Raw genomic sequence first — 22598 nt, 5'->3', positions numbered from 1 at the left:
GTGCGATCCGTGGTGCGCAAATCGGTCGGCCCGAAGCTCGTCGCCGCACCGAATCCGCAGCACGCGCGCGCGGTGGATCCGTACATCCCCGGCCACGGCAATCCGGGGTACCGAGTCTCCCGGTACGACCTGGAGTTGAGCTACAAGGTCGAGAGCAACCGGCTCGACGGTAGGGCCGAGATCACCGCAACGGCCTCCGAGCCGCTCAAGCGTTTCTCGCTCGACCTGTCGGACGCCCTCACCGCGGCGAAGATCTCGGTCAACGGTCGCCGTCCACAGCGCTACGCCCACCGCGGGGGCAAGCTCACGCTCACGCTCGCCGACGAGGTCCCCGCCGGCGCGGCGATGACGATCTCCATCCGGTACGCGGGAACGCCCCGCCCGATCCGTTCCACCTGGGGCGAGGTCGGCTGGGAGGAGCTGTCGGAGGGCGTGATCGTCGCCTCACAGCCGAGCGGCGCACCGTCGTGGTTCCCGTGTGACGACCATCCTGCATCCAAGGCCTCGTACCGCATCACCATCACCACCGATTCCCCCTACCGGGTGGTGTCCAACGGAAAGCTGGTCTCCCGGAAGGTCTCGGCCGCCCACACCACGTGGGTGTACGAGCAGGCCGCGCCGATGGCGTCGTACCTGGCCACCATCCAGATCGGCGCGTACGACCTGCTCAAGGTCGCCGACAAGCCGGTGCCGATCCGGGCCGCGGTCCCCGCGCGCCTGACCTCCGACTTCCAGCGCAGCTTCGGCAATCAGGAACGCATCATGCGCGCCTTCACCCGCTGGTTCGGCCCGTACCCGTTCCCCGGGTACACGGTCGTCGTCACGGACGACACGCTGGAGATCCCCGTCGAGGCCCAGACCGTCTCGATCTTCGGGGCCAACCATTGCGACGGTACGCGGCAGGCCGAACGGCTCGTGGCCCACGAGCTGGCCCACCAGTGGTTCGGCAACTCGCTGACGCTGACCCGGTGGAAGGACATCTGGCTGCACGAGGGCTTCGCCTGCTACTCCGAGTGGCTGTGGGCCCAGGAGTGCGGCGAGGCCACGACCCAGCAGATGGCGGCGCGGTACTACGCGAAGCTGGCGGCATCGCCCACCGACATCGTCGTCGGCGATCCTGGCCCGGACCTGATGTTCGACGACCGGGTGTACAAGCGAGGCGCCCTGACCGTGCACGCGCTGCGGGTGGCGCTGGGCGATCCGGCGTTCTTCTCCCTGCTGCACGAGTGGACCTCCGAGTTCGCCCATCAGTCCGTGTCCACCGAGGACTTCGTGACCCTCGCCGCCAAGCACAGCGCCGAGCCGCTCCGCGCGCTGTGGCGGTCCTGGCTGTACGAGACCTCGCTGCCGCCGCTGCCGGTCCTCACCGCGCTCTGACAGCGGACGGATAGCCTCGTTCGCCGACCGCGGGAAACTTTCTGTAGGGATGATGTCGAAGCGGGGTCGACCCGTTCGACGTACCGGTGAGACACGCTCCACCCACCACAGAGAAGGACTGATCGATATGCCTCGTTTCATGGGATTCGTACGGATGGCGGAGGGCCCCGAGGTCGGCGCGCCGCCTCAGGCCCTCTTCGACGCGATGGACGTCTACATCGGCGAGCAGGCGGCCAAGGGCCACTTCCTCGACGGCGGCGGCCTGTACGGCACGGAGGACGCGGTGAACTTCGTGGTCCGCAAGGGCGAGATCACCCGGGTCGACGGCCCCTACGCCGAATCGAAGGAGATCGTCGGCGGCTGGTCACTACTGCAGTACGACTCCCTCGAGCAGGCGATCGCCGCATCGGAGGAGTTCGCCCAGCTGCACGCCACCCACTGGCCGGAGGTGAGCATGGTCTCCACGCTGCGGCAGATCTCGGACGAGCCGCCGACTCCGGCGGACGCCTGACGGCCCGTCCGCCGACGCTTCGGCGGTGATCCCGCCTACGCTGGTGAAGTGCCAGCCGGGACCACCGCCGAAGCGATCACCGCCACCTGGCGGGCGGAGTCCACGCGCCTCGTCGGCGCGCTGACCCGCATGACCCGCAGCATCCAGCTCGCGGAAGACCTCGCGCAGGACGCCTTGGTCGCCGCGCTGGAACAGTGGCCGGAGACCGGGGTCCCCATCAACCCGGCGGCCTGGCTCATGACCACCGCGAAGCGCCGCGGCGTCGATGCGATCCGCCGCGCCGAGACTCTGCGCCGCAAGACCGAGGAGATCGGCCGCGGCCTGCGGGAGGACGACGGTATGCCCGACCTCGACGCGCAGGTCGACTTCATCTTCGACGACGCGCTGCGCCTGATCTTCCTGTCCTGCCATCCCTCGCTCACGCCGGAGTCGCGCGCGGCGCTGACGCTCCGCGTGGTGGGCGGCCTCACCACCGCCGAGATCGCGCGCGGCTTCCTGGTTCCGGAGAAGACCATGGGGCAACGGATCTCCCGCGCGAAGAAGACACTCACCACCGCCCGGGCCGAGTTCGAGCTGCCCGTCGGCGAGGAGCGCACGCGCCGCCTCGACGATGTGATGGCCGTGATCTACCTGATCTTCACCGAGGGCTACACCGCCACCGCCGGCGACGACTGGATGCGACCGGAACTGGCACGCGAGGGCATCCGGCTGGCGCGGATGCTCGCCGGACTCGCGCCGGACGAGCCCGAGACCCACGGCCTGCAGGCCCTGCTCGAACTCCAGGGCTCACGCCTCGACGCGCGCACGGACCCCGACGGCGCACCGGTTCTGCTCGATGATCAGGACCGCAGCCGGTGGGACGCGTTGTTGATCCGACGGGGCCTGGTCGCGCTCGAGCGGGCCGAATCCCTCGCCGCGCGGGGCATTCCCGTGGGCCGGTACTTCCTCCAGGCGGAGATCGCCGCCCAGCACGCCCGCGCCCGCGCTCCCGGCGAGACGGATTGGCGGCGCATCGCGACGCTCTACGACGCGCTCGCCGAGGCTGCGCCCGGCCCCGTCGTCGAGGTCAACCGCGCTGTGGCGCACGGCCGTGCCCTCGGCCCGGATGCGGGACTGACGATCCTCGACGCCGTCGATCCGGCAGCGCTGCGCGAGTCCCCGCTGCTGCCGAGTGTCCGGGGCGACCTCCTCGCCCGCGCCGGTCGGCACGCCGAGGCGGCCGAGCAGTTCGACGATGCCGCCCGTCGCACCCGCAACGAGGGTGAACGGGGGCTCCTCGAGCGTCGAGCACGGGAGAACCGTTCGGAGCGGGCCTGATTCAGCCGAGCCACCGCGGCAGCGCACCCGCTGCCAGCGCCTGGGCCAGCGACGGCGCCGCCGTGTCCTTCTCGGACAGGATCGGCGGGACGTCGTCCGGCCAGGCGATCGCGAGCTCCCGGTCCAGCGGATCCACGCCGTGCTCGGCGGACGGGTTGTACTCGGACGACACGTGATACGCGACCACGGCACCGTCGGTCAGGGCGCAGAAACCGTGCCCCAGCCCCTCCGCGAGGTACACCGTGCGGTGCGCCTCGGAGTCGAGGCGCACCGTCTCGACGGCACCGAAGGTGGGCGATCCGACGCGCAGGTCGACGATCACATCGAGGATGGATCCGTGGAGACACGCGACCAGCTTCGCCTGCCCCGGAGGGACATCCGCATAGTGGATGCCGCGGACCGCGCCCACGCGGTTGACGGACACGTTGGTCTGGGCGACCACCAGATCGTGCCCCGTGGCCGCGCGGAAGGCGGTTCCCTTGAACAGCTCGAAGAACTCGCCGCGCGGGTCCGGGCGGACGATCGGATCGAGAACGAACGCGCCGGCGATCGACAGCTCCCGCACATTCATCGGTGGTCCTCCTCGAGCAGGCCGCGCAGGTAACCGCCGTAGCCCGACTTCGTGAGCCGGTCGGCGTGCGCGAGCAGCTGCGCATCGTCGATGAATCCGTTGCGCCACGCCACCTCCTCGGGCGCACCGATCTTGGTGCCCTGTCGCTGTTCCACTGCGCGCACATAGCCCGTGGCATCGGCGAGGGCGTCGAAGGTGCCCGTGTCCAGCCACGCGGTCCCCCGCGGCAACACCTGGACGGCGAGCCGCCCCTCGTTCAGGTAGTGCCGGTTGACGTCGGTGATCTCGTATTCGCCGCGCGCCGAGGGCTTCAGGTTCCGGGCCACCTCGACGACGGAGGGATCGTAGAAGTACAGGCCCGGCACCGCGTACTGCGAGCGCGGCCGCTCCGGCTTCTCCTCGAACCCGATCGCGCGACCGGCACCGTCGAACTCGATGACACCGTAGGCGCGCGGGTCGGCGACCCGGTACGCGAAGACCGCGCCCCCCTCGATCCCGTCGAAGCGCCGCAGCTGCGAGCCGAGGCCCGGTCCGTAGAAGATGTTGTCGCCCAGGATGAGCGCCACGGTCTGGTCGCCGATGAAGTCGGCACCGAGCACGAAGGCCTGCGCGAGGCCGTCCGGGCTCGGCTGCACGACGTAGTCGATCCGCACGCCGAACTGGGAGCCGTCACCCAACAACCGACGGAACTGATCGGCGTCCTCCGGCGTCGTGACCACGAGGATCTCCCGGATCCCCGCGAGCATCAGGGTCGAAAGCGGGTAGTAGATCATCGGCTTGTCGTAGACCGGCAGCAGTTGCTTGCTGACGCCGACGGTGATCGGGTGCAGCCGGCTCCCGGTTCCCCCGGCCAGGATGATCCCTCGCATGCGCACCACCTTACGTCCCACCCTCGGCGGGCTACGGTATGCATATGCACATCGTGGTCACCGGCGGCGCCGGGTTCATCGGCGCGAACTTCGTCCGCCGCACCGTGGCGACCCGCCCGGACGTGCGGATCACGGTCCTGGACGCACTCACCTACGCCGCCAACGAGGCCTCGCTGGACGAGGTGCGCGAGCGGATCGACTTCGTCAAGGGCTCGATCGTCGACCCCGCGGTCGTCGATGAGGTCGTCGCGGGCGCGGACGCGGTGGTCAACTTCGCCGCCGATACGCACAACGACAATTCACTGAGCGATCCGTGGCCCTTCCTGGACACCAATATCCGCGGCACGGCGGTCCTGCTCGACGCCGTGCGCCGGCACGAGGTCCGGCTGCACCACATCTCCACCGACGAGGTCTTCGGCGACCTCCCACTGGACACCCCGGAGCGGTTCACCGAGGACACCCCGTACCGCCCGTCGAGCCCGTATTCGGCGTCCAAAGCGTCCTCGGACCACCTGGTCCGGGCGTGGGTACGCAGCTTCGGCGTGCGGGCCACGATCTCCAACTGCTCCAACAACTACGGTCCGTACCAGCACGTCGAGAAGTTCATCCCGCGACAGATCACCAACATTCTCAGCGGCGAGCGCCCCAAGCTGTACGGCGCGGGCGCGAACGTCCGCGACTGGATCCACGTCGACGATCACAACGACGCGGTCTGGACCATCCTCGACCGGGGCGAGATCGGCGAGACCTACCTCATCGGGGCCGACGGTGAGCGATCCAACCGCGAGGTGCTCCGCACCCTCCTCGAGGTGATGGGCCGCCCGGCGGACGACTTCGACGTCGTCCCCGATCGCGCCGGGCACGACCTGCGGTACGCGATCGACTCGAGCAAGCTCCGGCGCGAGCTCGGCTGGGAGCCGACACACGCCGATCTCGACGCCGGCCTGCGTGAGACCGTCGAGTGGTACCGGCGCAACCGCGCGTGGTGGGAGCCCGGTAAGGCCGGGGTGGAGGCGGACTACGCGCGCCGCGAGACGGCGCGCTGACGCCGGAAAATCGTGTGATCTTCGACCGAACCATCGCGGACCGCACAGGTCCGGGCCGAAAACCTGTTTCAATTGTCGCGACATCAAACGCGACCGACCGCCCGGACCATCGACCGGCGGCCGACGAGATCCAGAGGTGACCACTCATGCCGCCCGAAGGCATCCCCGCCGCTACCGCTACCGCCACCGCAGCTCCGCCGCGGGAGGACCTCGACACCGCGGAGCAGCGCGAGCGGCGCAAGCGCATCATCGACGCCACGCTGGCGCTGGCCCGTAAGGGCGGCTACGACGCGGTGCAGATGCGCGCGGTGGCGAAGAAGGCGGACGTCGCGCTCTGCACGCTGTACCGATACTTCCCGTCGAAGGTGCACCTCCTGGTCGCGGGCCTGGTCAGCCAGTTCGAGCGGGCGGGCGAGCGGATCGGGAAGGTGCAGATCCCCGGCGATACGCCGGCCGAGCGGCTGATGTTCGTGCTGGACCGCAACACCGAGGCACTGCAGCGGGCACCCCTGCTGACCGAGGCCATGGTGCGGGCGTTCATGTTCGCGGACGCGACGGCCGCCGCCGAGGTGGAGCGGGTGGGCCGCCTGCTCGAGGACATGTTCGCGCACGCGCTCGGCGTGGCGGACCCGGACGATCGTCAACGCGACACCTTCCACCTCATCGCCGATGTGTGGATGGCGAACCTCGTCGCCTGGGTCACCCATCGCGCATCCGCCACCGAGGTGCAGAAGCGCCTCTCCGTGGCCGTCGACCTCTTGATCAAAGACTGACAAAACACCTGTTCACGACAGGTCCCACACCGAAAAACTGAAACACGTACTATTTCTGCCCGACTGTTGATACGCTCCTTCCCATAATTCAGGGAGAGGGACAGACGATGGCGCGTTCGTCAGGCACGGCATGAGGGCCGCGACGCTGTACCGGCTGTATCAGTTGGCGGCGATCTTCACCAAGAGCCTGTCCACGGTTGGCCGATCGGTCCTGTTGGCCGGGCAGATCATCACGTGGACGGTGCGCGGTGTCCTGAAACGGAACTTCGCGGTCGGCGAGACGATCACGCAGGCGGTGACGCTGCTTCGAGTGACCACCCTGCCCGCGATCCTGGTCGCGATCCCGTTCGGCGCGGTGGTATCGGTGCAGGTCGGCGCCCTGGTCGACACCGTCGGGGCGAACTCCCTGGTCGGCGCGGCCAGCGGCATCGGCATCATCCGCCAGGGTGCGCCGCTCGCCACCGGCGTGCTGCTGGGCGGCGTGTGCGCCTCCGCCATCGCGGCGGACCTCGGCTCCCGTACGGTGCGCGAGGAGTTGCAGGCCATGCAGGTCATGGGCGTCGACCCGGTCGCGCGGCTCATCGCTCCCCGCGTGCTCGCGCTGATGCTCATCGCACCGATGCTGCTCGTGGCGATCGTCGCGGTCGCGATGATCGTCGCGCTCACGGTCTCGGTGTGGCAGTTCGGGCTCAGCTCCGGCGGATTCTGGTCGTCGTTCGGCGCGTTCTCGGCACCGTCGGACCTCGCCTTCGCAGTGCTCAAGGCCGAGACCGGGGCGATGATCGTCGGCCTGGTGGCCGGTCTCCGCGGCCTGGAGGCCTCGGGCGGCCCGCGCGGCGTCGCCGACGGTGTGAACTCCTCGGTGGTGCTGTCGATCACGCTGATCTTCCTGTCCTTCCTGGGGTTGACCCAGCTGCAGACGATGTTCTTCCCGAGTCAGGTGGCGTGAGATGACCACGAACACGCCCGCTCCCGCCGAGGCACCCGAGACGGCGACGAAACGCAGCGCACTGGCCTCGAGACCCGCGGGACTCGTCGCCCGGATCGGCGAGGCCGTCGTCTTCGTCGCACAGTCGATCTACCTGGTTCCCCTCGCGCTCAAGAGGTACCGCGGGGAGACCTCGCGGGTACTCAAGCAGCTCGCGTGGGGCCGCGGGTCGGTGATCGTCGACGGCGGCGTGGTCGTCATGATGGTCATCCTCGGCGCCGCCAGCGGCGCCGCCGTCGCGATCGAGGCCTACGCCGGCCTGAACCTCATCGGCTTCGGCCCCCTCACCGGCGTCATCGGCGGCCTGGCGAACATCCGCGAGATGATCCCCATCTCCGCGGGCATCGGCTTCGCCGCGCAGGCCGGCTGCCGGATGACCGCGCAGATCGGCTCGATGCGGATCGCGGAGGAGATCGACGCCGTGGAAGCACTCGGCATCCGCTCGATCCCGTACGTGGTCAGCACCCGCCTGATCGCCGGCATCGTCGTGGTTCTCCCCGCGTACCTGCTGACGCTGCTGCTGAGCTTCCTCACCTGCAAGCTCATCGTGGTGGTCTTCCACGGCCAGGCCCAGGGCACCTACAACCACTACTTCGAGCAGTTCCTCAGCCCCGGCGATATCGCGCTGTCCACGGTCAAGGCCCTCGTGTTCTGCGCGGCCGTCACGATCATCCACTGCTACTACGGGTACTTCGCCAAGGGCGGCCCGGAGGGCGTGGGCCTCGCGAGCGGCCGCGCCGTGCGCGCGAGCCTCGTCACCGTGCTGACGCTCGACTTCATCATGACCATCGTGATGTGGGGCATCACGCCCGAGATCGTGTTCAAGGGTTAGGGGGAGCCGTGTACGAATTGCTCGGTGGCACACCGCAACGCCAACAGCGGGTCTTCTTCGTCGTGGGCGCCGCGACGGTCGCGGCCATCCTGGTGGCGGCCCTGGCCGGCTTCATCTCCTCCCGCATTCCGGCATCGGACAGCCGCCTCGCGGTCACCGTCGAATCCGCGGACGTGGGTCCGGGCGTGAAGGCGGGCACGCGGGTCACGCTCCGGGGCGTCCCGATCGGCGAGGTCCAGTCCGTCGTGATCCCCCGCGCGGGCCAGGCCAAGGTCGCGGTCCGGCTGGATCGCGGAAGCATCCGCGGCCTGACCGACGCGCTGTCGGTGCGCTACCAGCCCGGCAACTACTTCGGCGTCACCGAGATGGCCCTGGTCCCGGGGAGCGGCGGCGGGGACCTGCGCTCCGGCAGCACTCTGCGCCCCATGTCGAGCAACGACACCATCTCGGACCTGCTCACCCGGAGCGCGGTCTCCGTCTCCGGCGTGATGACGCCGAAGCTCATCGAGGTCACCAAGAAGGCCACCGCGTACACGCAGGCCATCACCCCGCTATTGCAGGTCGCGTTCTCCGTCGAGCAGCAGAACGCACTGACGGTCAAGGTCCCCATCGCGACCACACTGCACACCGTGCGCACCACGCTCGACGGGGTGCCGGGCCTGGTCGAGGGCGCCTTCGAAGGGTGGTTCGTCCCCCAGATGCGCGGCGGCGAGGCCGCCGGGTCCCTCGACTACATCGTCAACAACTACGACAAGATCGACAAGACGGCGACCCTGCTGGGAACCGGCTTCTTCACCCCGCTCGCCGACATGTTCGGCTCGCACGAGGCCGAGTTCACCTCCGGCACCGTCCTCCTGCGCGTCATCATGGACAGCACCACCAAGGTGATGCGCACCGTCAGCGTCCCGCGCCAGATCGTCCCGTTGATCACCGGCCTGAACAACGCCTTCATCACCGTCCCGGAGGGCACCGCACTGCGCATGAACATCATCGCCGACCGCATCCCGGCAGCCGCCTCAGTGCTCGAGGGGGGCCGCTGACATGCGCGCGAAGAACACCCGCGCCGCCATCACACTGGCCATCGCGCTCATCGTCACGCTGGTCGTCGCCGCGGGCATCTTCGCCGCACTGCGCAATCCGGCGGGCGGCGAGACCCGCGACTACGAGGCGCATCTGTCCGACGCGTCGGGCCTGCGCGTAGGCAGCGACGTGCGGCTGCGCGGCGTGCTCGTCGGGAAGGTCACCTCCGTCGACGTCCGCAGCGCGGCCGATGGGAACGGCAACGAGGCGGTGGTCGGCTTCTCGGCGCAGAAGGACCACCCCGTCACGTCGACCACGCGGATCGCGGTCAAGTACCGCAACCTCACCGGAGAGCGGTTCATCGAGGTCCAACCCGGCTCCTCCGCCGGCGGGGTGCCCACCTCGACGATCCCGATGGGCCGCACCACCCCGTCGTTCGACATCACGACGCTGTTCAACGGTCTCGCGCCCGTGCTGCGCACGCTGAGCCCCGAGGACGTCAACGATCTCACTCGTAACCTGCTCGGTCTCCTGCAGGGCGACGACACCACCGCGGCGCAGACCTTCGCGGCGATCGACAGGATCACCGCCAACCTGGCCGACCGGCAGACCGTGATCAAGACCCTCATCGACAATGTGACCCGGGTCGCGAACATGATCAACGACTACTCGCCGCAGGTCGTGGAGTTCATCGTCAACTTCGACCTGCTGCTGACGAAGGTGCTCGAGAATCTCGACGAGTTCCGGCGCACCGCCACCTACGGCCCCGGGTTCGGCGCCGCGACCAACCGGGTGCTCACCGCACTCGGCCTGTCCAAGGACCTCGACGTGGAGAACCTCGTCCGCACGGCCTTCAAGGATCCGGGCGCGGCCGTCCAAGCCATGGGCAAGCTGCCCGGACTGTTCACCGGTGTCGCCGCCCTGCTCGGCGCGCCGCCGGCGCCGTGCTCGAAGGGCACGGCGCAACTCCCGAACAAGGTCACCGTGCTGACCGGTGGAACGAATGTGACGGTGTGCCTGAAATGATCTTCACCGGACGTCCGCCCTGGCGCGGACTCATCAACCGCAGCACGCGGATCGGCGCGATCGCCGTGGCGGTGGCCCTGCTACTCACGGCGGGCCTGGCGTACGTGTACCTGCGCCCGCCGGGGCAGAAGGAGATCATGTTCGTCACCCAGGACGCGGCGCTCATCAAGCCCGGCGTCGAGGTGCGCGCCTCGGGCGTGCGCATCGGATCGATCTCCTCGGTGGACCTGCGCAAGGACGACGTCGAGGTGACGGCACGCATCGACGACTCCGTGTTCGTGGGCGACCAAACCTCGGTCTCCGTCCGCATGCTCACCGTCGCCGGCGGCTTCTACGTGGCGGTCACCTCCGCCGGCCGGGCGGCCCTGGGCGACAAGCCGATCCCCCGCACCCGGGTGGAACTGCCGTACAGCATCGGCGACCTGCTGCAGGACACGCCCGAGAAGCTGGTCCCGGTCGACCGGACGCAACTCGCCGCGTCGATCAAGGCGCTGAGCACCGGCCTCGACTCGAACCCGGGATCCGTCGACAACATCGTCGAGGGCGTTAACTCGCTGGTCGGGCAGCTCACCGACCAGCGCGATCAGGTGGGCCGGATCATCAACATCAGCACGCAGTACACCACCGATTTCGCCAAGCAGCGCGAGACCATCATGAACATGATCCACAAGGCGTCGCTGGCGATCGTGACGCTCGATCAGACCGCCGCGAACTTCGGCATCGCCTACCAGGGCCTCGACGGGATGTTCGGCAAGATCAAGCCCTTCCTCGACCTGTACTGGAAGTACCGCGACACCCTCGGCGATGCCTTCACCAAGATGGAGTCCGCGCTGAAGACCACCAACGTGACCATCCCGGCGATGATCGCCGAGCTGCAGAAGACGATCGACACCATGCAGAAGACCCTGGAGAAGCAGGGCAAGCCCATGTCACCGGACACGGTGCTGGCCAGCCGCCTCTGCTTCCCGACGGCGACGGTGAGCTGCTGATGCGCCCCGCGAGGATCTCCCTGATCGCGGCGGCCGCGGCGCTCGTCGCCGCGACCGTGCCCACCGCGATCGGCACTGCCGCAGCTGCTTCCACCACCCAGTGCGCCTATCTGGCCGACGGCATCGGCCTCTCCCCGAACAACGACGTCACCCAGATGGGCGTGAAGATCGGTTCGGTGCGCAAGGTCGAGCCGAACGGCGACGGCGTGAAGGTCACCTTCGACGTCTCCGGGCGCACCCTTCCGGCCACCGTGAAGGCCGTGACCCGCTCGATCTCGATCCTCGCGGACCGATCACTCGAGCTGGTCGGCAACTACTCGTCCGGCGCGACGCTCTCCCCCGGGACGTGCATCGCCCGCGACCGGACCGCGACGCCGAAGTCGATCTCCGAGACCACCTCCGCGGCAACCCGGCTGGTCGATTCGGTCACCGAGGGCGGGGCCTCCGCGGACCTGGGCAAGCTCCTCACCCGGCTCGATACGGAGGTCGGCCCGTCGGTGCCGCCGCAGGCCTCGCGCTCGCTGACCAATCTCTCCACGCTGCTCAGCGATCCGGCGGGATTCCTCGGCGATGTGACGACCGTGGTGAGCGATCTCCGACCGTTGATGCAGAGCATGGACTCCCAGTGGGGCGAGTTGCTGCTCACCCTGCAGCACGCGGGCAACGTGCTGGACCAGTACGGCAAGGTCACCTTCCCCGCGGTATCGGAGATCTTCCAGGCGCTCCCGGTGTTCGTCCTGGTGGGCGACGACGCGATGCGCCGCTACGGCAGCATCCTGCGGCCCGGCGGCACGATGGCCGCGGACGCCGTCCGACTCGCGGCCACCGGCGTGCGCTCGAACGAGGCGCTCGCACGGACGCTCCCGGTGTTCGGCTCGCAGATCGCGCCGTACCTGCCCCGGGGCGGCGACGAGGCGCCCAGCACCGTCGCCGGTGTACCCGTCACCACGGTCGCGACCGCTGATCCGGCGAAGCTCTGCGCGAGCATCAACGCCCAGGCGCCCGGCAGCTGTTCGGTCGTCGCCGGCAAGGCGCAGACCGCCACCGTCAACCTGCTCCAGCTGCCCCTGCAGGGAGGTCGATGATGTTCGGCACTCGGAAGCCCGTCCGCTGGCTCCCCCGGTCGGTCGCCGCGGCGATCGCGCTGACGGCGGGCGTGCTGCTCGCCGGCTGCACGGTGAGCCCGGCGAACATGGACATGCGCAACCCGATCGGCGGTGGCGACCAGTACGACGTGAAGTTGCAGTTCGCCGACGTCCTGAACCTTCCCATCGGCGCCCGGATCTCGCTCGGCGGACTGACCGTCGGCCGGGTCAAGGCCGTGGACCTCGGCGATGATGCGGCCACCGTGACCGTCCGGGTGGACAAATCGGTCGAGCTGCCCTCGGACATCCACGCGTCGGTCCTGCAGGACACCCTGCTGGGCGAGGCCTATGTCCGGCTCGAGGCGCCGGCGACGCCGAGCGGCTCCGCGACGCCGCTGCGCGCGGGTTCGGTCGTGCCCCTGTCCCAGACGAGCCCGCCCCGCTCGGTGGAGAGCACGCTCACCATCCTGGCGGACTACTTCGGCAGCGGCTCGGTGCAGGAGATCAGCCGCACGATCAACCGGCTCAACACCGCGGTGCCCAAGGACCGTCCGCAGTTCAAGCAGCTCTCCGATCAGCTCAGCCGCGATGTCACGGGCATCGGGTCGTCGACCGCGGAGGTCAACCGGCTTCTCGACTCCGCCACGGAGACGGCGGACCGACTGGCCAAGCAGGAGAAGAACTTCAAAGACACGTTGACGCCCTACCACCTCAAGTACTGGCGCAATCAGGGCAAGATGATGTCGAACATCGGCGCCCTGCTGCCCGCCGTCGGCAGCATGCTGCAGCAGGGCACGTGGCTGATCCCGCTCATGAACAGCTCGTCGGACCTGTTCGAACTGCTCACGGCCGACATGGTGTCGCTGGGCACGGCGATCCACGGCGGATCGATCCTGGTGAACAAGAACCTGGTCCCGTTCCTCGACAAGCCCGTCGTCCGGCTCGACTCCGTGACCGGCGCCGGCGGCCAGGACCTCTCGCCCGGCATGGTCAAGGTCCTCCGACTGATCGGACAGGCCCGATGACGCGTTCCTCCATCGCCTCCACCCTCGGCCTGATCGCGCTCGTCGTGGTGTCGGTCCTCCTCCTGGGACAGCAGGGCGTGCAATGGTTCTCGCCCTCGGGGCAGCGCACGGCGTTCATCCAGCTGACGGACGCCAACGGGCTGCAGGAGGGTTCCCGCGTCCTCGACCGCGGCGTCGAGGTCGGCAAGGTACGTGCCCTCGCGGTCAACGCCGACCGCGTGGAGGTCGAGGTCCGCTACGCCAAGGACACCCGGATCACCTCCGGCGCGAAGATCCGGGTCCAGAACCTGTCCGGGCTGGGCGAGACCTATCTCACCATCGCACAGGGCGACGGTGCGCCCGTCCCCGACGGCGCCCGCCTCGAGGGCGTCGTGGACACCGCCGATTCCACCGTCGGCGCGCTGTCGAGTTCGCTGTCGCGCCTGATGAAACAGCTCGACCCCGCGACGGTGCAGCGTCTCCTCACTCGTGCGGACGAGGCACTGCCCGCCGGCGAGCAGACCGTGCCCACGATCGACGCCGGCGCGCTGCTCACCGCGACATCGATCCTGCGGCAGCTGCCCGACATCAAGGACCTCATGCAGTCCTTCAACTCGATCACCCCGCGCGCGGGCGACGTCGGCGCACTGCTGCTGAGCCTCGACCAGCCACTGCGGACCTTCGGCAAGGGCTACAGCGACATGGCGCCGTACTCCGTGAACTACATGAGCAAGGGCGACTACCCGAACGTCATCCAGAACGGCATGCTCGAGCTGTTCAAGATCATTCAGAAGTTCGAGGACGGCGCGGCGCCCAGCGTGCAGTACCTGTCCGACCTGGTGCTCCCGTCGGTACGGGCCATGGCCGAGCCCCTCTCGACCATCAACGGCGGGCAGTTGCTCGACACCGCGCTGGCGTCCGTTCGCGGCCGCACCGGCGCCGTCACGCTACGAATGGCACCGCCGAGCGCCCCCGCGGGGGCGACGGCCCCGAAACCCTCCACCGCACCGTCGAGCGCCGCACCGTCGACCTCCGGGGCCGCCGCACCGTCCAGCACCCCTGCCCAGCCCCGCTGACGCGGGACCGAAGGAGACCCCGGAGAAATGGCCCTCGCGCTCACCGATGTCCAGATCGCCCTCGCCGATTCGATCCGTGACTGGGCGGACCGCGCGCACCCCGTCGACGCCGTCCGCTCCGGCGACCCCGGCGCCGTGGAGAAGGCGTGGCGCGGCCTGGCCGACATCGGGGTCTTCGGCATCACGCTGAGCGAGGACCTGGGCGGGTTCGGCGGGACCGCCGACGATGCGGCCGCCGCCGTCGAAGCCGCGACCGCAGTCCTCGCCCCCGGTCCGATCGCCGGCACCATCGCGGTCGGTGTCCTGCTGGAACATCACCTGCGCGGAACGGACCGGCTCGCGGACGTGCGGGCCGCACTCGCTGCGGGGGAGGCACGCGCCGCACTCGTCGTCGACGGTGACGGCTCGCTCGCCCCGGACGCGACCCCGGGCTCGCATCTCCTCGTGGCCTCGCCCGAGGCCGCGTGGCACCTGCTGCCGCCCGGGCACCCCGGAGTCATCGTGGAAACCGTTGCCGGGTTCGATACCTCGCGCCCCCTCGCGCGGGTCCGTCTGGAGGACCCCGTCTTCGGCGATGACACCCTGGTCCCCGGGGTCACCTCGGACGACGCCCGCGCGGCGCTCGCCGCGTTCGCCGCCGCGGAGGCCGCGGGGGTCGCGGCCTGGTCGCTGCGCACCGCCGCCGAGTACGCCAAGGTCCGAGTGCAGTTCGGCAAGCCGATCGGCTCGTTCCAGGCGGTCAAGCAGATCGCGGCCGACATGCTCTGCCGCTCGGAACAATCCGCCGCGCTGGCGTGGGACGCTGCTCGATCTCTCGGGGCGGGCCCGGAGCACCTGCTCGCCGCTGCGGTCGCCGCCGCGGGCGCGCTCGACGCCGCAGTGGACAACGCCAAGGACGCGATCCAGGTGCTCGGCGGCATCGGCTTCACCTTCGAGCACGACGCCCACCTGTACCTGCGTCGCGCGACCTCGCTCCGGGCGCTGCTGGGCGATTCGTCGCGCTGGCGAACGCGCGCCGCGGAACTCGCCCGGGCGGGCGTGCGCAGGGGGCTCGACTACGAGGTGGACGGTGACCACGCGGGCGCCGCGGCACAGGTCGCGGCGATCGCAGAGCTTCCCGCGGACGAGCAACGGCGTGCGCTGGCGGAGTCCGGACTGCTGGTGCCGCACTGGGATCCGCCCTACGGCCGCGGCGCGGGCCCGGCCGAGCAGATCGTGTTGGACGGCGCGCTCGAGGCGGCCGGGATCGAGCGGCCGACGCTCGTGATCGGGGCGTGGGCCGCGCCCACCATCCTCGAGCACGGCACCGCCGAGCAGGCGGAGCGCTTCGTGTGGCCGACCCTGTTCGGAGAGATCAGCTGGTGCCAGCTGTTCAGCGAGCCCGAGGCCGGCTCGGACCTGGCGTCGCTGCGCACGAGGGCGACACGGGTCGAGGGCGGCTGGTCGCTGACCGGCCAGAAGGTGTGGACCTCGCTCGCGCACGAGGCGGACTGGGCGATCTGCCTGGCCCGCACCGACCCCGACGCGCCGAAGCACAAGGGCATCACCTACTTCCTCGTCGACATGCTGTCGGACGGCCTGGACGTGCGGCCACTGCGGGAGATCACCGGCGATGTCCGGTTCAACGAGGTGTTCCTCGAGGACGTCTTCGTGCCCGACGACTGCGTGGTCGGGCCGGTCGACGGCGGCTGGCGGCTCGCTCGCACCACGCTCGCCAACGAGCGGGTCGCGATGAGCGGCTCCGGCCTGGGCGCGCGCCTTGAGGCGCTCATCGCCGAACCGGGCGCGAACGTCGACGGCGGCGAGCTCGGTGCGCTGATCACCGAGGCGGCCTCCTGCTCGCTCCTCGACCTGCGGGCCGTCATCGCCAGCGTCGGCGGGCAGGACCCCGGTGCCGCGTCCAGCGTCCGCAAGCTGGTGGGCGTGCGCCACCGTCAGGCGGTCGCGGAGGCCGGCCTGCGCAGCCTCGGTCCCGACGGTGCCGTGGCCGGCCCCGAGGACCCCGCCGACGCGCGGTACGAGTTCCTGCTCAGCCGCTGCTTGTCGATCGCGGGCGGCACCGAGCAGATCCTGCGCAATGTCGCCGCGGAGCAGTTGCTGGGCCTCCCGCGCTCCTGATCCGAACCCAGTACGGCCGGTTCACCACCGCTGGACTGGAACCTGTTCTAATATTCGACCATGGACGATTCCGCCATCTCCGCCGCCGCCGATGCACTGCTCGGCGCCTACGCGGCGCGCACGCCGATCGGCCCGATCATCGAGCGCTTCCCCGAGGCGACGATCACCGACGCGTACCGCATCCAGCAGGAGCAGGTACGCCGCTGGGAGGCCGACGGTGATCTGGTGAAGGGCCACAAGGTCGGGCTGGCGTCGCCGGCGATGCAGCGCCAGATGAACGTCTACGAACCCGATTTCGGGCACCTCACGGCGTCGATGTTCCACCTCGAGCAGCTGCCGATCGACACCTCGTCGTGGATGCAGCCGCGGATCGAACCCGAGATCGCCTTCGTCCTCGGCCGCGAGCTCAGCGGCCCCGGCGTGACGGTCGCCGATGCGATCCGCGCGGTCGACTTCGTGGTGCCCGCGCTCGAGGTGGTGGACTCACGCATCACGGACTGGAACATCTCGATCGTCGACACCGTCGCCGACAACGCCTCGTCCGGCGGCGTGATCCTCGGCAGCCGGCCCACCCGCCTGCACGACATCGACCTTCGCACCGTCGGATGCACGTTCCGGATCAGCGGCGAGCAGGTGGGCACGGGCGCCGGCGGCGCCGTCCTGGGCTCGCCCATCAACGCGCTCGTCTGGCTCGCCAACACCGTCGGGCCGCTCGGCACCGTGCTGCGGCCCGGGCACGTCGTGCTACCCGGATCGATGACCCGGGCCGAGCCCGTCCGCGCCGGCGATGTCGTCGTCGCCGACATGGGCCCGCTCGGATCCGTGACCGCGGTCCTGGCCGCCTGACGCCCTCGTCCCCTGCACCCTGCACCCTGCGAGAACGGAGTACGACATGAAGATCACGATCGGCGACGCCTGCACCGGATTCGGTGTCTGCGAGGGCATCCGGCCCGATGTCTTCGAGGTCAACGACGAGGGCTTCGCGGAGGCCACCGACGAGGGCCTCACCGACGCCGACCGCGAGGACATCGAGTACGCGGCGAGTCAGTGCCCCACCCAGGCCATCCTGATCCAGGACTGATCCCGCCCCGGACGGCAGCGGGTCGGGGGCCCGACGGTGCGCGCCGGGCCCCGTCCGGTCAGACCTTCTGCGCCTTCTTCGCCTCGGACATCTCGACCGCGATGGCGATGATCATGTCCTCCTGGCCGCCGACGTATCCGCGCCGACCGCACTCGTAGAGGATCTCGTAGGCCGGCACGCCGTAGCGCTCAGCCGCCCGCTCGGCGTGCAGCAGGAAGCTGGAGTACACGCCCGCGGCGCCCTGCACGATCGAGCTGCGGTCCATGACCGGCAGACGCGTGATGTACGGCTTGACCACGTCCTCCGCGGCGGCCATGAGCGCGTCCTTGTCGGTACCGGTGCGCACGCCCAGCTTCTCGAAGGCGGCCGAGAGGACCTCCGTCGGCGAATTGCCCGCGCCGGCACCGAGGGCCAGCAGCGAACCGTCGATCTGCTTGGCGCCCGCCCGGTAGGCGATGACCGAGTTGGCCACGCCGAAGCTGAGGTTCTGGTGCCCGTGGTAGCCCACCTGCGCATCCTCGCCCAGCTCCGCCACCAGGGCCGCCACGCGGTCGCCGGCGTCCTCGAGGATCAGCGCGCCGGCGGAGTCCACGACGTAGACGCACTGGCAGCCCGCGTCGGCCATGATCCGCGCCTGCTTCGCGAGCGCCTCGGGAGTGGACATGTGCGAGAGCATGAGGAAGCCGACCGTCTCCAGGCCCAGTTCCCGTGCGGCACCGAAGTGCTGGATCGAGACGTCCGCCTCGGTGCAATGGGTGGCGATGCGCAGCGCGCCCGCGCCGAGATCCGCCGCGACCCGAATGTCCTCCACGGTGCCGAGGCCAGGCAGCATGAGCACGGCGATCTTCGCCTGCTGCGCCTCGTCGACGGCGGCGGCGATCAGCTTGCGCTCGTCGACCAGGGAGAAGCCGTAGTTGAAGGTGCTGCCGCCCAGGCCGTCCCCGTGGGTGACCTCGATGAGCGAGACCCCCGCGCCGTCGAGGGCGCGCACGGTGTCGCGGACGTTCTGCTCGGTGAACTGGTGCGCCATGGCGTGGCTGCCGTCGCGCAGTGAGGTGTCGACGATGCGGACGTCCCGGTTCGGGTCGCTCCACAGGTCTCCGTTGATGCCGGTCATGCCTTCACTCCTGCCAGGATGCGCTGCGCGAGCAGCTCGCCGGCGCGCGCGGCGGCGGCGGTCATGATGTCGAGATTGCCCGCATAGGTAGGCAGGTAGTCGCCGTTGCCGGCCACTTCGAGGAACACGGCGACGCGCGCCTTGCCCTCCCAGCCCGGCCGGGGCTCGTCGTACTGCGGGGGCGCCTTGAGCGTGTAGCCGGGCACGTACTGCTGCACGTCCGCAACCATCTTCTCGATGGACGCGGTGATCGCGTCCCGGTCGGCGTCGGGGTCGATGGCACAGAACACGGTGTCCCGCATGATCATCGGCGGCTCGACCGGGTTGATGATGATGATCGCCTTGCCCTTGGCGGCGCCGCCCACCTCCTCGATGGCGCGGGCGGTGGTCTCGGTGAACTCGTCGATGTTCGCGCGGGTTCCGGGGCCCGCCGAGCGCGAGGACACCGAGGCCACGATCTCCGCGTAGCTCACCGGCGTGACCCGGCTGACCGCGTGCACCATCGGGATGGTCGCCTGGCCGCCGCAGGTGATCATGTTGACGTTCGGCGCGTCGAGGTGCGACTCGAGATTGACCACGGGACAGGCCAGGGGGCCGACCGCGGCGGGCGTCAGGTCGACGGCGACGATGCCGGCCTCCGCGTACCGGGGCGCGTTGGCCAGATGAGCCTTCGCCGACGTCGCCTCGAAGACGATCTGCGGGGGTTCGGGCCGGCTCAGGAGCCAGTCCACGCCCTCCGCCGAGGTCTCCAGCCCGAGAGCGGCGGCCCGTTTGAGACCGTCCGACTCCGGGTCGACGCCCACCATGTAGCGCACGTCCACGTGTTCGCTCCGCCGCAGCTTGGCCAGCAGATCCGTTCCGATGTTGCCGGGGCCTACGATGGCCGCCGTTACCTTCTCCGTCATGGTCCCAGCGTGGCCCCCGGGGGACCACCGCGTCCACCGTCGCGTTCCGCTGAGCGGGACGTCTATCGCGATGCCCTACGCCCTTGACGTGTGGCGTTGATCGTCTTAGATTCGAGACAGAAAGATATATTCGTCTCACGCCGGGAGCGCGCCGATGCACCCACCCGTTTTCACCCCCTTCTCCGACTCCACGTGGGCGGATCCGTTCTCCCTGTACCGCGACCTCCGCGCGTCCGGCGCGGTCCACCGAGCGGGCCCGCTCGACGGCGAGGAGCTCGAGTACTACGTCCTCCCCCGCCATGCCGACGTGTGGCGCGCGGTCCGCTCGCCCGAGGAGTTCTCCTCCGCGCAGGGCCTCACGCTCCACTACGGCGAGCTCGAGAAGATCGGCCTGCAGGACGATCCTCCGATGGTCATGCAGGATCCCCCGGTGCACACCGCGTTCCGTCGACTCGTGGCGCGCGGCTTCACGCCGCGGCAGGTGGCGGCGATCGAGCCCGAGGTCCGCGCCTTCGTGGTCGAGCGGGTCGAGCACATGCGCGAGCAGGGCGGCGGCGACATCGTCCGGGAGCTGTTCAAGCCCATGCCCTCCATGGTCGTCGCGCACTACCTCGGCGTGCCGCCGGAGGACCGCGGGAGGTTCGACGGATGGACCGAGAGCATCGTCGCCGCCAACTCGGGCGGCGGCGACCTCGCGTCCGTGGTGACCTCCGCGGCCGATGCCGTCGGCGAGCTCATGGCCTACTTCGCCGCCCTGATCGAGCGGCGGCGCACCGAGCCGGAGGACGACGTGGTCTCGCACCTCGTCGCCGCGGGCATCGGCGCGGACGGTGATCCCGCCGGCGTGGTCTCGATCCTCGGATTCACCTTCACGATGGTCGCGGGTGGCAACGACACCACCACCGGCCTGCTCGGCGGTGCGATCCAGCTCCTGCAACAGCGCCCCGACCAGCGGAGACTGCTCCTCGACGATCCCGGACTGATCCCCGGGGCGGTCGAGGAGTTCCTCCGCCTGACCTCGCCGGTGCAGGGGCTCGGGCGCACCACCACCCGCCCCGTGGAGGTCGACGGGACGGTGATTCCCGCGGACCGTCGGGTCCTGCTGCTCTACGGCTCCGCCAACCGCGACGAGGCGGTCTTCGGCGCCGACGCCGACGCACTGGACGTCACGCGCAACCCGCGCAACATCCTCTCCTTCGCGCAGGGCCCGCACCACTGCCTGGGCGCCGCCGCGGCGCGCATGCAGTCGCGGGTCGCCCTCGAGGAACTGCTCGGCCGCATCCCCGAGGTCACCGTCGACCTCGACGGGGTGCGCTGGGCACCCGGGGCCTACGTCCGCCGGCCCACCGCGGTGCCCGTCTCCGTGGGCCGGTGACAATGACACCCACTGCACGCACCGGCTGGTCCGATGCCGCACGCTCGGGCGCCACCGAGCGGATCCTCGATGCGGCTGCGGACCTGTTCGCCGAGCACGGCGTCGCCGCGGTGGGCATGGACGACATCGCCCGTGCCGCGGGTTGCTCGCGTGCCACGCTCTACCGCTACTTCGCGAACCGCGAGCGCCTGCGCTCCGCCTACGTCCTCCGCGAGATGGTCCGGGCGCTGGCCCATCTCACGGCCCGGGACGAGGCTACCGGCACGCCTCCGGAGCGGCTGGTGGCGGTCATCGAGTCCGCGATCGCCTACGTGCGGGAGCGGCCGGCGCTGCTGGCGTGGTTCAACTCGGAGGACTTCGCCGTCGGCCCCGTCCTCGCGGAGAACGCGGCCGCGCTCGCCGCTGCGGCAGCGCACGCACGCGTCGCGGACGACCTGCCGGAGCTCGCCGATCCCCAGGTCTTCGACTGGGTCGTCCGCGTCATCGTCGGGCTGCTCACGCACCCCGGGGCCGGCACCGACTACGAGCACGACCTCCTCGTTCGGTTCGTCGGTCCGATCGTCGATAGCCGCGGCGGCGCGGGCCCCGGGCTGGCACACTGAGTCCATGTGTCCCGCCGAGCGGAACGACGGTGCCACGGTCGATCGGATCGCCTCCGTGCTGTCCGCCTACCGGCCCGGCGACGGCGGACTCGGCGTGTCCGAGCTCGCGCGGCGCACGGGCCTACCGAAGTCGACGGTCCACCGCCTGACCGGGTATCTCGTGGCCGCGGGACTGCTCGCGCGGTCCGGCACGGACCTGCGGCTCGGCCTGCGGCTCTTCGAGATCGGGCAGCTGGCCACCGGACAACAGGATCTCGTCGACGCCGCGCGCCCGCTCCTCGCCGACCTGCGCTCCGGCACCCGCAACACCGTCCATCTGGCGCGGCTCGAGGGCACCGAGGTCGTCTACTTCGAGGTCCTCCCGGGGCCGGACGCGCCGAACCTGCCGTCGCGGGTCGGCGGGCGGATGCCCGCGCACGCCACCGGCGTGGGCAAGGCGATCCTGGCGTTCTCGGACGCCGAGGTCGTGGACAGCGTGATCGCGACCGGCCTGCCCCGGCTGCGGCCGCGGACCATCACCTCGCCCACGATCCTGCGCCGCCAGCTGCAGCGGATCCGGAACGACGGCGTCGCCTACGAGCGGGAGGAGTCCAGTGCCGGGACGGTCTGCGTCGCCTGCCCCGTCCTCGATGCCGGCGGTGCCCCCGTCGCCGCCGTCTCCGTGGCCGGATGGAGCAACCGCATGCGCCCCGAGCGGGTCGCGCCCGCAGTCCGCGCCGCCGCCCTCACCCTCTCCCGCGTCGCCGCCCGTCGCCCCGATTGAACACCGTTATGGAGAGGAAACCCGCACTTGGGTCCAAGGGGTCAGCGCAACATCTGAGGTAGATGAGGTGTTGTCTGATGGGAAGACCGAAGAGCCCGGCGGAGCGGGAGCGTCCGTTCTGGGATCAGATCCGCAGCGGTAAGACGGTCACGG

At 70.1% G+C, this 22598-nt stretch carries 23 protein-coding genes; 19 read left to right on the top strand and 4 right to left on the bottom strand.

What is annotated here, in order from left to right:
* Positions 1-12 precede the first annotated feature (12 nt).
* From HF999_RS08465 to HF999_RS08455, 3 genes are all read left to right on the top strand, one after another.
* Positions 13-1377, top strand: a complete 1365-nt coding sequence (locus tag HF999_RS08465) for a M1 family metallopeptidase (RefSeq protein WP_168545550.1) — start codon at positions 13-15, stop codon at positions 1375-1377.
* A gap of 139 nt (positions 1378-1516) precedes the next feature.
* Positions 1517-1888 (top strand): YciI family protein, encoded by a 372-nt coding sequence (locus HF999_RS08460; RefSeq protein WP_246207497.1) that lies wholly within the window; start codon positions 1517-1519, stop codon positions 1886-1888.
* Positions 1889-1936: 48 nt separating this feature from the next.
* A complete protein-coding gene (locus tag HF999_RS08455) occupies positions 1937-3205 on the top strand; it encodes an RNA polymerase sigma factor (RefSeq protein WP_168545458.1) in 1269 nt (422 codons plus the stop codon).
* Between the two features lies 1 nt (position 3206).
* Here the strand turns inward: HF999_RS08455 and HF999_RS08450 are convergent, their stop codons facing one another.
* Both HF999_RS08450 and rfbA read right to left on the bottom strand, forming a co-directional pair.
* Complete coding sequence (locus HF999_RS08450; protein ID WP_210733613.1) at positions 3207-3776, bottom strand: dTDP-4-dehydrorhamnose 3,5-epimerase family protein; 570 nt, start codon at positions 3774-3776, stop codon at positions 3207-3209.
* Complete coding sequence (gene rfbA / locus HF999_RS08445) at positions 3773-4645, bottom strand: glucose-1-phosphate thymidylyltransferase RfbA (protein ID WP_168545457.1); 873 nt, start codon at positions 4643-4645, stop codon at positions 3773-3775. Before rfbA ends, HF999_RS08450 begins: the two co-directional genes overlap by 4 nt.
* Positions 4646-4689: 44 nt before the next feature.
* On the opposite strand from rfbA, the gene rfbB reads away from it, so the two are divergent.
* The 13 genes from rfbB to HF999_RS08380 all read left to right on the top strand — a co-directional run bounded on the left by rfbB (position 4690) and on the right by HF999_RS08380 (position 17683).
* Positions 4690-5691, top strand: a complete 1002-nt coding sequence (rfbB, locus tag HF999_RS08440; protein ID WP_168545456.1) for a dTDP-glucose 4,6-dehydratase — start codon at positions 4690-4692, stop codon at positions 5689-5691.
* Positions 5692-5837: 146 nt separating this feature from the next.
* Positions 5838-6464, top strand: coding sequence for a cholesterol catabolism transcriptional regulator KstR (gene kstR, locus HF999_RS08435; RefSeq protein ID WP_168545455.1), 627 nt, complete (start codon positions 5838-5840; stop codon positions 6462-6464).
* 130 nt (positions 6465-6594) lie between these two features.
* A complete protein-coding gene (locus tag HF999_RS08430) occupies positions 6595-7413 on the top strand; it encodes an MlaE family ABC transporter permease (protein WP_168545454.1) in 819 nt (272 codons plus the stop codon).
* A gap of 1 nt (position 7414) precedes the next feature.
* A complete protein-coding gene (locus HF999_RS08425) occupies positions 7415-8284 on the top strand; it encodes an MlaE family ABC transporter permease (protein WP_246207496.1) in 870 nt (289 codons plus the stop codon).
* 8 nt (positions 8285-8292) lie between these two features.
* Positions 8293-9324, top strand: a complete 1032-nt coding sequence (locus tag HF999_RS08420) for an MlaD family protein (protein ID WP_168545453.1) — start codon at positions 8293-8295, stop codon at positions 9322-9324.
* 1 nt (position 9325) lies between these two features.
* Positions 9326-10330 (top strand): MlaD family protein, encoded by a 1005-nt coding sequence (locus HF999_RS08415; protein ID WP_168545452.1) that lies wholly within the window; start codon positions 9326-9328, stop codon positions 10328-10330.
* Positions 10327-11319: an MlaD family protein gene (locus tag HF999_RS08410; protein WP_246207502.1), complete on the top strand. Its 993-nt coding sequence runs from the start codon at positions 10327-10329 to the stop codon at positions 11317-11319. The genes HF999_RS08415 and HF999_RS08410 overlap by 4 nt, the downstream gene beginning before the upstream one ends.
* On the top strand, positions 11319-12404 hold the full coding sequence (locus HF999_RS08405; protein WP_168545450.1) for an MlaD family protein: 1086 nt from the start codon (positions 11319-11321) through the stop codon (positions 12402-12404). The genes HF999_RS08410 and HF999_RS08405 overlap by 1 nt, the downstream gene beginning before the upstream one ends.
* A complete protein-coding gene (locus HF999_RS08400) occupies positions 12404-13429 on the top strand; it encodes an MlaD family protein (RefSeq protein WP_168545449.1) in 1026 nt (341 codons plus the stop codon). The genes HF999_RS08405 and HF999_RS08400 overlap by 1 nt, the downstream gene beginning before the upstream one ends.
* On the top strand, positions 13426-14484 hold the full coding sequence (locus tag HF999_RS08395) for an MlaD family protein (RefSeq protein ID WP_168545448.1): 1059 nt from the start codon (positions 13426-13428) through the stop codon (positions 14482-14484). The genes HF999_RS08400 and HF999_RS08395 overlap by 4 nt, the downstream gene beginning before the upstream one ends.
* Positions 14485-14511: 27 nt before the next feature.
* The gene (locus HF999_RS08390; protein WP_168545447.1) at positions 14512-16602 is read left to right on the top strand and encodes an acyl-CoA dehydrogenase family protein; all 2091 of its coding nucleotides are present in this window, start codon (positions 14512-14514) and stop codon (positions 16600-16602) included.
* 60 nt (positions 16603-16662) lie between these two features.
* Positions 16663-17448, top strand: coding sequence for a 2-keto-4-pentenoate hydratase (locus tag HF999_RS08385; protein WP_168545446.1), 786 nt, complete (start codon positions 16663-16665; stop codon positions 17446-17448).
* A gap of 46 nt (positions 17449-17494) precedes the next feature.
* A complete protein-coding gene (locus tag HF999_RS08380) occupies positions 17495-17683 on the top strand; it encodes a ferredoxin (RefSeq protein WP_168545445.1) in 189 nt (62 codons plus the stop codon).
* Between the two features lie 58 nt (positions 17684-17741).
* Here HF999_RS08380 and dmpG read toward each other — a convergent pair whose 3' ends face one another.
* Positions 17742-18800, bottom strand: coding sequence for a 4-hydroxy-2-oxovalerate aldolase (gene dmpG / locus HF999_RS08375; protein ID WP_168545444.1), 1059 nt, complete (start codon positions 18798-18800; stop codon positions 17742-17744).
* Positions 18797-19705 (bottom strand): acetaldehyde dehydrogenase (acetylating), encoded by a 909-nt coding sequence (locus HF999_RS08370; RefSeq protein WP_168545443.1) that lies wholly within the window; start codon positions 19703-19705, stop codon positions 18797-18799. The genes dmpG and HF999_RS08370 overlap by 4 nt, the downstream gene beginning before the upstream one ends.
* A gap of 154 nt (positions 19706-19859) precedes the next feature.
* Here HF999_RS08370 and HF999_RS08365 point away from each other — a divergent pair, with 154 nt between their 5' ends.
* From HF999_RS08365 to HF999_RS08355, 3 genes are read left to right on the top strand one after another with little or no spacing between them, the layout of a single operon-like run.
* The gene (locus tag HF999_RS08365; protein ID WP_168545442.1) at positions 19860-21080 is read left to right on the top strand and encodes a cytochrome P450; all 1221 of its coding nucleotides are present in this window, start codon (positions 19860-19862) and stop codon (positions 21078-21080) included.
* Positions 21081-21082: 2 nt separating this feature from the next.
* The gene (locus tag HF999_RS08360; RefSeq protein WP_168545441.1) at positions 21083-21682 is read left to right on the top strand and encodes a TetR/AcrR family transcriptional regulator; all 600 of its coding nucleotides are present in this window, start codon (positions 21083-21085) and stop codon (positions 21680-21682) included.
* Positions 21683-21686: 4 nt separating this feature from the next.
* Positions 21687-22445 carry an IclR family transcriptional regulator gene (locus HF999_RS08355; protein ID WP_168545440.1) on the top strand — a complete coding sequence of 253 codons (759 nt, stop codon included), beginning with the start codon at positions 21687-21689 and terminating at the stop codon, positions 22443-22445.
* The last annotated feature ends 153 nt before the right edge of the window (positions 22446-22598 follow it).

Source organism: Tsukamurella spumae (assembly GCF_012396015.1).
Classification (GTDB): domain Bacteria; phylum Actinomycetota; class Actinomycetes; order Mycobacteriales; family Mycobacteriaceae; genus Tsukamurella; species Tsukamurella spumae.
Note: the sequence above shows the minus strand (reverse complement) of the source record. Positions and strands in the feature narration are given on the sequence as shown.

Bases quoted from the DNA above. Each gene is read 5' to 3' on its own strand.
- HF999_RS08425 (WP_246207496.1), top strand. From the start codon at position 7,415: ATGACCACGAACACGCCCGCTCCCGCCGAGGCACCCGAGACGGCGACG.
- HF999_RS08395 (WP_168545448.1), top strand. From the start codon at position 13,426: ATGACGCGTTCCTCCATCGCCTCCACCCTCGGCCTGATCGCGCTCGTC.
- kstR (WP_168545455.1), top strand. From the start codon at position 5,838: ATGCCGCCCGAAGGCATCCCCGCCGCTACCGCTACCGCCACCGCAGCT.
- rfbB (WP_168545456.1), top strand. From the start codon at position 4,690: ATGCACATCGTGGTCACCGGCGGCGCCGGGTTCATCGGCGCGAACTTC.
- HF999_RS08365 (WP_168545442.1), top strand. From the start codon at position 19,860: ATGCACCCACCCGTTTTCACCCCCTTCTCCGACTCCACGTGGGCGGAT.
- rfbA (WP_168545457.1), bottom strand. From the start codon at position 4,645: ATGCGAGGGATCATCCTGGCCGGGGGAACCGGGAGCCGGCTGCACCCG.
- HF999_RS08410 (WP_246207502.1), top strand. From the start codon at position 10,327: ATGATCTTCACCGGACGTCCGCCCTGGCGCGGACTCATCAACCGCAGC.
- HF999_RS08380 (WP_168545445.1), top strand. From the start codon at position 17,495: ATGAAGATCACGATCGGCGACGCCTGCACCGGATTCGGTGTCTGCGAG.
- HF999_RS08400 (WP_168545449.1), top strand. From the start codon at position 12,404: ATGTTCGGCACTCGGAAGCCCGTCCGCTGGCTCCCCCGGTCGGTCGCC.
- HF999_RS08355 (WP_168545440.1), top strand. From the start codon at position 21,687: ATGTGTCCCGCCGAGCGGAACGACGGTGCCACGGTCGATCGGATCGCC.
- HF999_RS08415 (WP_168545452.1), top strand. From the start codon at position 9,326: ATGCGCGCGAAGAACACCCGCGCCGCCATCACACTGGCCATCGCGCTC.
- HF999_RS08370 (WP_168545443.1), bottom strand. From the start codon at position 19,705: ATGACGGAGAAGGTAACGGCGGCCATCGTAGGCCCCGGCAACATCGGA.
- HF999_RS08405 (WP_168545450.1), top strand. From the start codon at position 11,319: ATGCGCCCCGCGAGGATCTCCCTGATCGCGGCGGCCGCGGCGCTCGTC.
- HF999_RS08390 (WP_168545447.1), top strand. From the start codon at position 14,512: ATGGCCCTCGCGCTCACCGATGTCCAGATCGCCCTCGCCGATTCGATC.
- dmpG (WP_168545444.1), bottom strand. From the start codon at position 18,800: ATGACCGGCATCAACGGAGACCTGTGGAGCGACCCGAACCGGGACGTC.
- HF999_RS08385 (WP_168545446.1), top strand. From the start codon at position 16,663: ATGGACGATTCCGCCATCTCCGCCGCCGCCGATGCACTGCTCGGCGCC.
- HF999_RS08460 (WP_246207497.1), top strand. From the start codon at position 1,517: ATGGGATTCGTACGGATGGCGGAGGGCCCCGAGGTCGGCGCGCCGCCT.
- HF999_RS08430 (WP_168545454.1), top strand. From the start codon at position 6,595: ATGAGGGCCGCGACGCTGTACCGGCTGTATCAGTTGGCGGCGATCTTC.
- HF999_RS08450 (WP_210733613.1), bottom strand. From the start codon at position 3,776: ATGAATGTGCGGGAGCTGTCGATCGCCGGCGCGTTCGTTCTCGATCCG.
- HF999_RS08360 (WP_168545441.1), top strand. From the start codon at position 21,083: ATGACACCCACTGCACGCACCGGCTGGTCCGATGCCGCACGCTCGGGC.